Genomic DNA, 11725 nt, shown 5'->3' on the forward strand with positions numbered 1-11725 from the left:
TAGCTCGACAGGTGAGACCCCGCAGGAGCGCAAATCCCCAAACTGCATACTCTCTAACTTATCTTTGCCCTACTAATTATTTCGACAAAATAATCTTTTTCTTAAGTAAATCTTTCCCTGAAATTCCAGGCTTGGTCATTTCGAACGGGTGCAGGATCAGATCCAGCTCCTCTTCCGTCAGCACCTTCTTCTCAATGCACAGCTCGCGGATCGACTTGTTCGACAGCAATGCTTCTTTCGCAATCTGTGACGCAACCTCATAGCCAACGTGTGGATTGATCGCTGTAATAACGCCGATACTCTTCTCCACATACTCTTCCAAGTGCTCCACATTTGCCGTAATTCCATCTAAGCAATAGTCGCGGAACACTCCAAATACGTTCGTCATAATCTTCAATGACTGAAGCAAGTTGAACACTAACACCGGCTCCATAACGTTTAATTCGAATTGGCCTGCTTCAGACGCAAGTGCGATCGTTGTATCGTTTCCTACCACTTGGAACGCGACTTGGTTCATGACTTCTGCCATAACCGGATTGACTTTACCCGGCATAATGGATGATCCAGGCTGTCTTGCCGGCAATGAAATCTCTGATAAACCGGTGCGTGGGCCTGATGCCATTAAGCGCAGGTCATTACAAATTTTCGACTGATTCAGCATCGTACCGCGCAGTGCAGCTGATACTTGTACATAGGAATCGGTATTTTGTGTCGCATCAACTAAATGAGTGGAGGATTTTAATTGGAATCCGCTGTTTTCGGATAAATATTTCGCCACTTTTTCGATATATAATGGATCCGCGTTCAAGCCTGTACCGACTGCTGTTGCACCCATATTGATTTCATATAAGTACACGCGTGATACCCGGATACGTTCGATATCGCGGCGCAACACCATCGCATACGCTTCGAATTCCTGACCTAGACGAATCGGAACCGCGTCCTGCAAGTGTGTACGGCCCATTTTCAATACGGATTGGAATTCGATTGATTTTTTCAAGAATGTCTTATGCAATGATTCCATGACTTCAAGCAGTTTATCCACTTTGACGAGTGTCGCGATGTGAATAGCTGTCGGGAACGCATCGTTTGTTGACTGCGCCATATTGACGTGCGAGTTTGGACTGATGATATCATAAGAACCTTTTTCGTGACCGAGGATTTCAAGCGCCCGGTTCGCGATGACTTCATTTGCATTCATATTGACGGATGTACCTGCACCGCCTTGAATCGGATCGACTAAGAATTGATCACGCAACGCACCGTTCATCACTTCTTCGGATGCCTGGATAATCGCTTCAGCAAGATTTTCATCCAACTGACCAATATCACGGTTTGCTTGTGCAGCTGATTTTTTTACGATAGAAATCGCGCGAATTAAATCGCTGTTGATTCGGTAGCCGGTAATCGGAAAGTTTTCTGCGGCACGCAATGTCTGAATTCCGTAATAAGCGTTTTGCGGCACTTTCTTTTCTCCAATAAAATCCTTTTCAACACGGTACAACAATTCCTCTTCCATCATGCAGAACCTCTTCTCAAATATTTTTTCCTGTAATTACACAATTATCCCAATTATACACATGGTAACTTCGCAATACATATTGAATTGCGACAGGGTTTTACTCTTTTATATTACATCAAAGATATCGTTCGAACCAGCCAATAATTTCTTCCAGACGTGCAATGCGTAAATTCGGTTTTCCTGTTCTTGATAAATTGTGATCAGAATCAGGAAAACGGACGAATTCTGTCTCTTTCCCTAACGATTTCAGCGTAATATACAGCTGCTCCGCCTGTTCGATTGGACAGCGAAAATCCTTTTCCGAATGAAGAATCAATAAAGGCGTCTCGACATTTTCAGCATATTTCAACGGTGAATGTTTCCATAACTTATCAGGATCCTTCATATCTGCATCTAACTGCCAGTCTGTGAAAAAATAGCCGATATCTGATACGCCGAAAAAACTTACCCAGTTGCTGATAGAACGTTGCGTAACCGCTGCTTTGAAGCGATTCGTATGACCGACAATCCAGTTCGTCATGAAGCCACCGTAACTGCCTCCGGTAACACCTAGCCTATTTTTGTCAATCCACTCTTCATTCGCAAGCACTTCGTCGACGCTAGCCATTATATCTTCATAATCACCACCGCCATAGTCACCGCGCACGCCGTCGACAAACGCCTGACTGTAGCCGTGACTGCCGCGGGGATTCATATACAGCACGCCGTAATCGTTGCCAGCCAGCATCTGCAGTTCATGGTAATACGTATTGCCGAACATTACATGCGGTCCGCCATGAATTTGGACGAGTAGCGGATACTGCTTGCCTTCTTCATAGTGTGCCGGTTTAAGCAGCCATCCATGCACATCTTCGCCGTTATTTGTAAAAATAGCTTGCGGCTCGACTGGCAGTACTTTTTTCAGCCAGTTTTCATTGAATGATGTAAGTACTTCCCTCTCGCCTGTTGCGATTGTATGCTTGTAAAGTTCACCTGGATTCGTCGGTGTGCTCACTGTCAGCAATGCGAATTCCCCATTCGCCGCGACGTCATAGCCATACACATGCTCCTCTTCACCAGTTGCGGGATATATAGCACCGTCAAGTGTAGCCGCGTATAATCGCACGTCCCCCATGACCGATAACTGGAAATAGATCTGTTCATCCTCAGTCCAGACAACACCCGGCGCAGATGCTTGCTGCAGGTGGTCGGATATACTGTGATCCCCGATTGGCGCATCGATTCCCGCCGTCAAGTTCATCGTCAGACCGTTTGATTGGTCATAAATAAAAACGTCCGGCTGGGTAAAGTTTTTAAACGTCAGATCGCTGCCGACGTATGCGATATAGCGGTCATCTTTAGAAAAATGAACGTCTGCGAAAAATCCTTGCTCATCGATCAGCAACGTTTCATCTTTACTTTCTATATCCACAATCCACAGCGGCAAGCTGAAATCATAATCAGCATCTTCATTCCTATTAACACCTATGATCAGCTGCCCACCGTCATGTGATACCGCCTCTAATGAATGGTCAAACGGTTCCACAGTAAAATTCGACACACTGCAAGTTGCAATATCGATGTAGCCGATTTGTGTAAACTCATCTTGCGGCAATAGCCCCGTGCCATCCGTTTTATAGTTCATTTTCGTTACACGGACAGGCTGCGGCAGTTCTTCATTTGCTTCCTCCGTTGATGCAAATGTCCCGCCCTTCTTCAAACGGCCGCTGAACCAGATTTTCCGCCCGCACGGCGACCATTCAAATGAATCAATTCCATTTGTGCAGTGAGTCAGCTGTCTCGCTTCACCGCCAGCCGTCTGCATAATATACAGCTGATTTTTCTCCGTTCGATTGGATAGAAACGCAAGCATCTTACCGTCCGCTGACCACTTCGGTGCACTCACCTTCTGCTTGCCAAATGTCCATTGCGTCACATTATTCGTCTGCAAATCGACATGATGTAACGCGGAACGATAGTCATTATCCTCTTTCTTCACTTCCGTCACGATGAACACAGCTTCTTTATTATTTGGTGCGAGAACAGGATTCGTCACCGGTTTCGTTTCGAATAAATCTTCTATTTTTACGGACCGTTTTTCCATCCAATCACTCCTAATTTACATGTCTTTTATATACACAATCCTTTAACTAAACCATAACAAGAATACGCGGAGTTTGGCAATACATCACACGTGTTGCGCTTACTTTTAATTCGACGTTGAAGGCAACAAAAAGAGTGAGTGCCCGCTCATCCATAAACGGGTACTCACTCTTTTTAAACTAGGTAATCCTTAACTTTTCACTTGGTCTTTCAACGAACGGCGAAGGATTTTGCCTGTCGTATTCTTCGGCAGTTCGTCAAGAAATTCGATCGTTTTCGGAACCTTGTATTTCACAAGGCGCTTTGCACAGAATGCTTGAAGCGATTCTTCCGTCACTTCAGAACCTTCCTTCAGCACCACAAAAGCCTGCACTTCTTCTCCGAAATTGATATCCGGCACGCCGATCACTGCTGCTTCAATCACATCACGGTGGCTAAACAATACTTCTTCCACTTCACGTGGATAGACATTGAAGCCCCCTACGATGACCATATCTTTCTTGCGATCCACGATGTAGAAGTAACCGTTTTCATCACGTCGTGCAAGGTCCCCTGTATACAACCAGCCATCACGGATTGCCACTGCAGTTTCTTCCGGCAGCTTATAATAGCCCTTCATGACATTCGGTCCGCGGACAATCAATTCGCCCACTTCATTATCAGCAACTTGTTCTCCGTTTTCATCCACCACTCTGTTTTCCACATTCATAATATCCGTTCCGATTGACCCCGGCACGCGTTCGCGATCTAGCGGGTTGAAGCAGGTAACCGGAGACGCTTCCGATAAACCGTACCCTTCGGAAACGCGGACTTGGAATTTCTCTTCAAAATCATGAAGCAATGAAACAGGCAGTGAAGATCCGCCGGAAATTGACAAACGAATCGTTTCAAAGTCTTCTGTCTTGCCTTCTGGGAACTGGTACAAGAAATTGTACATGGTCGGCACACCGGCAAATACGGTCGCTTTCTGCTCACGGATTAATTGGAAGATTTCTCCCGGACTGAAACGCGGCTCGAGTAATATCGTCGCACCTTTTAATAACGGTGCATTCGCTACGACTGTCAATGCGAATACGTGGAATAACGGAAGCGTTGCAACAATTTTGTCGCTTTCGTCGAATCCAAGATAATCCCCGACGTCACGCGCGTTCGAATAAATATTCTTGTGTGTCAGCATTGCGCCTTTTGGATGTCCCGTCGTTCCAGAAGTATAAAGAATGATAGCGGTTTCATCCTCATGAGCTTCAAACAGTTCCGTCATAGGAGTTGCGTTTTTCATCAATAATGTAAACGGTTTCACTTTAGCTTTAGCAGAATCCGGCAGTGCTTGAATCTTTTCACCTGCATCCGGACTCATTTCACAAACTACATAGTTTTCAATTGTCGGGAACGCCTGGCTCGCCACTTCTACCAACGGCAAGAGCTGATCGATCGCAATGACTGCTTTTGCATCACTGTTTTCCAGAATGAAGGAGATTTCATCCGGTGTATACAGCGGATTAATCGGCACAGCAGTCGCCCCGATACGCATCGTTGCGTAAAGCGAGATCAGGTAGTGAGGCGTGTTTCCTAATAAAAAGGCGACTTTGTCTCCTTGGTTGACTCCTAGGTTTTTCAGTGCGGAGGCAAACATCGAAACTTGCATGTCAAATTCTGCATAGGTCGTGTCTTTTCCCATGAAGTGATAGGCAACTTTGGCGGGTTTTGTCTGAGCTGTTTGGTGTACGCTAGTAACTAAATTCATCGTTTCATCTCCTATTTTAATGAATGAGTAACCATTCAGTATTCCACTCATTATACTGATAAAGTTTTAATTCTGCAACCGAATACTGAAGGTTTAGTAGTTTCTGTGTCAGATTTTACGGAATACGGTGAATTAAGTACGCAGTCAATAGATTGCTTTGTCGAAGGATACCGTTTCCCTTCGCTGCAGGCGGACGCTTTCCGCGGGCATGGCTTGAGCCTCCTCGTCGCTAGCGCTCTTGCGGGGTCTCAAGGCTCATGCTATTCCCGCAGAAAAAGCACCCACTTAAGAAGTAGGTGCCTTGATATGTGAAATATAGCGCCAGCGGATGAGGTAGAAGTAGAGCATCTGCATCAGCGCAAAGCCGGCAAGTACCAGCGTTAATTCTTTAACGATCGAAATCTCCGCCAGCGCATCCCAGATCACCTGCAGTGACAGGAACGCGAAAACGCTGTGGATAAATGACACACCCCATGGAAAGAAAAACTGCGGAATCAACTGGCGATTGACGATCTTCTTAAACTCGCGGTCCGTCATCCCAATTCGCTGCAGCACCGCATACTGCCTGCGGTCGTAGCTGAGTGACGTGTACAGCCGGAAATAAATAAAGCTGCCGGAAGCCAGGAAGAATACACCCGCCAGCAACAACCCAATAAACAGCAACAGCGAAAACGTCATCCGAATATGTGAATAATTTAATCCCGGGTTCTCAAACTCAAACCGCACCGGATCTCTGTTATCAAGCATCAGTCCCGACAGCAACTGTGCATTAACCGACAGCCCGATATCTCTCGTCTCCTGCCACTCATTTACATTGAACGCATAATACGTAAACGCCAAAGCGGAGCCCGCTGTCTGCTCTTCCACCCGATCAAAATCCAGATGATTGAGCACAATTGTGTTGAGTCCCATCGCATTAGGCGGGAACAATTTATACGGATAAACCCCTTCAACTTCCAGCAACAAATCACTTTCTGCAAGCTCTGTACTTACTTTCGTGCCCGCCAGCTGTTCTGCAGCAGAAGCACTCGCAGGCAAAAACATCGCATGTCCTTGCTCAAGCTGAAGTGGTTTCTTGCCGAATGAAGCAGCAAGTTCATTGAGATCCGCCAGTCTGACAATATTGACGCGGTTTTGCGTATAGGAAGACTGTTGCTCAAGCACACGCAGCCTAACCGCAAAGTAATCCAGATCTTCCTGCTCCAGTTCACTCGTCAGCTGCGCGATATGACGATATTCAAATTCGTTATGCGGCAGACTTTTGTAAACGAGTCCGAGTGGGTTCACTTCTCGATATTGAGACGCGAATGAAGTGAGAGACGCAAGAATTCCAACCGACATAAAAGCAATCGTAGAGACAATCGTTACGATAAAAAACATCCGAGCATTTTCTTTCAGGCGTACGATGCTTTCCGAAATTGAAATCATCCAGAAATCACGCCAGAAAATATTCTTTTGGCTGCGCAGCCCATGTAAAATGAGCGGCAGTGTATCCGTAAAGAAGAAATACGTACCGAACGTAATAAGCGGCGGCAACAGGAAAAACAGGCTCAGTATGCTCGAACGCGATACCAAAGCCGCCATTGCATAAGCCAGCACAAGTAAAATCACCCCGAAAAAGCCGCGGCTTTTTGAATACGTATAAACCGACTGAACCGCCGTATCGCCGTGCAGCAGATCGGAAATCTTCCCTTGCTGAATAAATACTGGTGCGATATAAGAAATGATGGCGAACAAACTAAGGAATGCGCCCATCGTCAGCCCGAACGGTTTCCACGATAAATACAGCGGCAGCACGGGAATCTGCACAATTGCCTTCACTATCATGAAAAAGAATTTCGAGAACATGAAGCCAATGAAAATCCCCGTTAAAATCGAAGCAAAACCAAGCAACATCGTCTCAATGAAAATCAGTCGGTGCAGCTGCCGTTTCGCCATGCCTAGCAATAACAGCACACCGAATTCCTTCGAACGTGCCTGTAAAAATGCCCGCATCGAATAGAAAAGGAAAAACAGTGTGAAGATAAATAAAATTAATTCCGCAATTCCCATGCCGAGCGAAGAAATCTCTTTCAAAAATGTATTCTCAATCGACGGATGAAACAACAGCATCGAGTACAGGAAAAACACCATGACCGAAAATACACTGGCCATAAAAAATGCTGCATAGACGCGCCGATTCCGAACGACATTACGGTAAGCGAACTGACGAAAAGTCATGCACATTGCCTCCAAGTAATGACAGCACATTCAAAATGCGCTGGAAAAAAGTATGACGGCGCTCATCTTTATAGATTTCATTGAAAAACTCGCCGTCTTTGATGAACAGCACACGGTCACAATAACTCGCAGCGATCGGATCGTGCGTTACCATAATGATTGTTGTTTTCTCATGCTGATTAATATGTTCGAGCAGCTCCAGTACGTCTTTCGCTGATTTAGAATCCAAATTCCCTGTCGGCTCGTCCGCCAGAACAATGCTTGGCTGGTGAATCAGCGCGCGTCCTATCGCGGTACGCTGTGCCTGGCCGCCCGATAATTCATCCGGACGCCGCTCTAATATCTCTTCAAGACGCAATTTATGCGCCATATCCTGCACTTTTGTTTTCATTTCATTGACTGGCAGACCATCGAGCGTCAGTGGCAATATTAAGTTTTCTTCCACTGTCAGCATTTGCAGCAGGTTAATTTCCTGAAAGACGAAGCCGATCTGACGTCTTCTGAACAGTGCGATTTCATTTTGACTGAGCATTTCGGGTTCCACACCGCCGATGCGAATTCTGCCATAAGTTGGAGTGTCGGTTGCCATCAATAAATTCAAGAGTGTCGTCTTGCCGCTACCTGAAGGCCCCATGATTGCGACAAACTCGCCTTCCTCCACTTCAAAATCCAATTGATTGAGCGCTCGGTGCATCACTTTCCCTTCGTAGATTTTCGTAACTTCCTCCATCTTAACGACCGGTTTCCTCGTTTGGTTGTTCATTTGGCTGTTCATTCGCCTGTTCACCCGCCTCTCCGTCTGTAAATAGTATGGCCACGGTTGTGCCTTCTCCCTGTTTCGATGAAATCGTCAGTTCATGTCCTAAACGCTGACAGACTTCTGACGCGATATAGAGCCCCATCCCGGTCGACTCACCGGACAGCCGCCCGTTCTCTCCCGTGAAGAACGCCTTTGTCACCCGGTGCAAATCGGACGCCGGGATCCCAATGCCCTCATCCATAATTTCAAGCAGCAGTCCATCTGTTTGCTGACTGGCCGTTACATAAATTTTCTTACCTTTTTCAAAGGTATATTTCACTGCATTCGTAATGAATTGATTCAGCATGAATTTGATCCACTTATGATCGGTCGCAACCGTCAAATGATCGTCGACGTTCAATACAGGAAACAAGCCGTTCGTGATGAACAGCCGCTTATTTTCATTCAGTACTTCCTGCAATAACGATTGCAACGGCAGGCGCTCAATTTGCATATCGTCTTCAAACGTTTCAAGCCGTGCATTCACAAGGACGATTTCCAGACCCGATCGGATCCTTTCGACTTCTTGCCCGACACTTTTCTTGTCCACTTCTTCTTCCTGCAGCAGCAAATTAATGACCGAAATTGGTGTTTTCATTTGATGCACCCACTGATTCATGAAATGCAGGTGGCGGTGTTGGACGTTATATAGGTTCTGAACTTCGTGCTGGTACAGACGATACAGTTCCCTCGTAAATTCCGTCGTCTTGCGGTTTTCCGGCGTCAAAACATGCCGGATGAGCGCATCTTCCATCTTCTCCGGCTTGTCTACAATCGCCGCGTAGAACGACCGCCGCCTAATGAATTTTCCCGTCAAATAAAAAACAGTCAGCAGGATACTCATCGCCACCGAATAAATCGCTGTGTTCGGATTTCTGAAACCATCCAGCCAATACAACAGCAAAATGAACAGCACTAGTCCTAACTGAAACAGTACGAACGAGACGTGTTCTTTAATGAACAGCATAACTGCTTTCATTATGTTTCAGACTCCGGTACAAATCGGTAGCCTGCGCCACGCACGGTTTCAATCCAGGAGTTTACATCGTAATCGGTCAGTTTTTTACGTACCCGCGCCATATTGACATTGAGTGTGTTTTCATCAACGAATGACTGATCATCCCACAATTCCTCAAGCAAGCGTTCCCGCGAAACCACTTTCGGCGACTCGCCCATCAGCAGTTCCAAGATGACACATTCCTTTTTCTGCAGCGGAATCTCCTCATCGCCTTTTTGCAGCGCCATCCGTTCTATGTACAATGTCAAATCGCCAGACACGATAATTCGTTCTGATTGATTCGGCGAATATTCTCCCACTGAACGGCGCAGATGACTTTTAATTTTCGCCAGCACAATCTCATAATGAAACGGCTTCGTAATGAAATCATCGCCGCCGTTTTCAAGCGCAAATACCTGATCCATATCACCTGAACGTGCGGAAATGAAAATAATAGGACACATCGTATGCTGGCGCAGTTGGCGGCACCAATAATAGCCGTCGTAAATCGGCAAGTTAATATCGAGCAACACTAAATGCGGGTTGTACGCCGCAACTTCTTCCACCACTCTGTCGAAATCCTCTATAATAGCCACTTCATACTGATACTTCTCGAGCGTACCCGCCAGCAGCTGTGCAATTTTCTGATCATCTTCCACAATGAAAATTCGGTGTTTCACTGCAAACCCCCACCTTCCTGTTGTTATTAGTATAACGCATTTAGTTAGCTGAATAAATTCAGACCCTCATTGAAAAAAGCGTATGCCTCGAAAGACACACGCTTCTGTATTCCTTAATAAAGCAATCCAACAAACTCATCCAGTTGAATGCCGCCTAAAATCCTCTCGACATTCATGGATTCAAGAGCTTCTGTGATGGCTTGCCGCTCGTACTTCACGCCAATCAGCCGTTCTTCGATTTCTTTTACCTCCCCTACACCAAAGAAGTCGCCGTAAATATGAATGTTTTCAATTATGCCTTTTTCCACATGCAAGCGCACATCGATGCCACCGACAGGGAAACGCTTGGACTGCTGGACGTTAAATTTCGGAGAACGTCCGTAATTCCAGTCCCAGTTACCGTAGCGCTCAGCAGATAGCTCATTAATTTTATTCCAGTCTTCATCCGTCAGTTCACGATATTCAATATTTTCTTCACCGTCGAAAATTGAATTCAAGATTTCCTTTCTGAACTGCTCAATGGAAATCGGCTCCTCCAAGAACTCTGAAATATTGGCTACACGACTGCGGATCGACTTGATGCCCTTCGATTCAATTTTATCTTTCTTCACTTTCAGCGAGTTGACGACACCTTCCATATCTGTATCAAACAGCAAGGTCCCATGACTGAACATCCGGCCGCCTGTTGCAAACTGTGCATTGCCGGAGATTTTCCGTCCGTCAATTAAAATATCATTGCGCCCCTGCAGTTCGGCTTTAATTCCCATCTTCGCTAACGCATCGGTTACAGGCTCTGTAAATTTCTTGAAGTTGCGGAATGACTCTCCGTCGTCTTTCGTAATGAAACTGAAATTTAGATTGCCGTGGTCATGATACACCGCTCCGCCGCCGGACAGTCTGCGCACAACATGAATGCCTTCGCTGTCTACAAACTCGGTATTAATCTCTTCAATCGTGTTCTGATTCTTGCCGATAATGATGGAAGGTTCATTGATATAGAACAGCAAGTACGAATCTTTGTCTACATCCATCGTTTGCAGCACATATTCCTCAATTGCCAAGTTAATTTGCGGATCTGTGATGCCTTTATTATCGATAAACTTCATATTTCTTCTCTCCTCACAATTTTGTCACATTTATTTTTAGTGTATTCTTGCAATTCTGAACCCGTAAAACCTTTGTGAAACGCGCCACGAAAGGCCTGAATCCATTTTAACAGAACTTTATAGGGATTGTTGACTTTTGCCAACTGTTATAATACACTATGAATATAGCAAGGAGTTATACAACAACAAACAAAGGGGATGTATATATTATGGTAGAAAGCATTGTAGAGTTTTTCAGAAACTTGCCGGCGAAGGTTTGTGTAACATGTGGAAACGACATCGAAGAGCAGCATGAGTGCTACTCTAATCAATGTGATCACTGCAACATAAAATAAATATAACTTTCATTCGGCGGATATCTCGATATTCGCTTTTTTTACGCCTAAAAACAGGCGTAACCGCACCCATACTGCCACAGAGCGAGCCAATCTGCGTGTTCAACGCACATTGAAAACTGCCGTATTAGCGCCGAGCAGCATGCTATGATCATTCTTCCCCTCTGAAAAATTTCTCAACAAAAAAGTTGCCCCCGCAAGCCATTTTTTTCAATGACTTACAGAGGCAACCACTATATC

The 11725-nt window shown here is 45.5% G+C and carries 9 protein-coding genes; 1 reads left to right on the forward strand and 8 read right to left on the reverse strand.

Annotated features, from left to right (window positions below; translation table 11 throughout):
• Positions 1 to 76: 76 nt before the first annotated feature.
• The 8 genes from aspA to lplA all read right to left on the reverse strand — a co-directional run bounded on the left by aspA (position 77) and on the right by lplA (position 11150).
• Positions 77 to 1522 (reverse strand): aspartate ammonia-lyase, encoded by a 1446-nt coding sequence (gene aspA, locus Q1J64_RS10395; protein ID WP_301108993.1) that lies wholly within the window; start codon positions 1520 to 1522, stop codon positions 77 to 79.
• Positions 1523 to 1637: 115 nt separating this feature from the next.
• Positions 1638 to 3605: a S9 family peptidase gene (locus Q1J64_RS10400; protein WP_301108994.1), complete on the reverse strand. Its 1968-nt coding sequence runs from the start codon at positions 3603 to 3605 to the stop codon at positions 1638 to 1640.
• A gap of 189 nt (positions 3606 to 3794) precedes the next feature.
• Positions 3795 to 5348: a fatty acid--CoA ligase family protein gene (locus Q1J64_RS10405; protein ID WP_301108995.1), complete on the reverse strand. Its 1554-nt coding sequence runs from the start codon at positions 5346 to 5348 to the stop codon at positions 3795 to 3797.
• A 285-nt stretch (positions 5349 to 5633) separates the two neighbouring features.
• A complete protein-coding gene (locus Q1J64_RS10410; RefSeq protein WP_301108996.1) occupies positions 5634 to 7568 on the reverse strand; it encodes an FtsX-like permease family protein in 1935 nt (644 codons plus the stop codon).
• Positions 7540 to 8343: an ABC transporter ATP-binding protein gene (locus Q1J64_RS10415; protein WP_301108997.1), complete on the reverse strand. Its 804-nt coding sequence runs from the start codon at positions 8341 to 8343 to the stop codon at positions 7540 to 7542. The genes Q1J64_RS10410 and Q1J64_RS10415 overlap by 29 nt, the downstream gene beginning before the upstream one ends.
• Positions 8300 to 9346 (reverse strand): sensor histidine kinase, encoded by a 1047-nt coding sequence (locus Q1J64_RS10420; RefSeq protein ID WP_301108998.1) that lies wholly within the window; start codon positions 9344 to 9346, stop codon positions 8300 to 8302. The genes Q1J64_RS10415 and Q1J64_RS10420 overlap by 44 nt, the downstream gene beginning before the upstream one ends.
• Complete coding sequence (locus tag Q1J64_RS10425) at positions 9346 to 10044, reverse strand: response regulator transcription factor (protein WP_301108999.1); 699 nt, start codon at positions 10042 to 10044, stop codon at positions 9346 to 9348. The genes Q1J64_RS10420 and Q1J64_RS10425 overlap by 1 nt, the downstream gene beginning before the upstream one ends.
• 113 nt (positions 10045 to 10157) lie before the next feature.
• On the reverse strand, positions 10158 to 11150 hold the full coding sequence (gene lplA / locus Q1J64_RS10430; protein ID WP_301109000.1) for a lipoate--protein ligase: 993 nt from the start codon (positions 11148 to 11150) through the stop codon (positions 10158 to 10160).
• A gap of 209 nt (positions 11151 to 11359) precedes the next feature.
• Here lplA and yhfH point away from each other — a divergent pair, with 209 nt between their 5' ends.
• Positions 11360 to 11485, forward strand: a complete 126-nt coding sequence (gene yhfH, locus Q1J64_RS10435) for a protein YhfH (protein ID WP_301109001.1) — start codon at positions 11360 to 11362, stop codon at positions 11483 to 11485.
• Positions 11486 to 11725: the final 240 nt, after the last annotated feature.

Source organism: Sporosarcina sp., from assembly GCF_029257255.1.
Taxonomy (GTDB): domain Bacteria; phylum Bacillota; class Bacilli; order Bacillales_A; family Planococcaceae; genus Sporosarcina.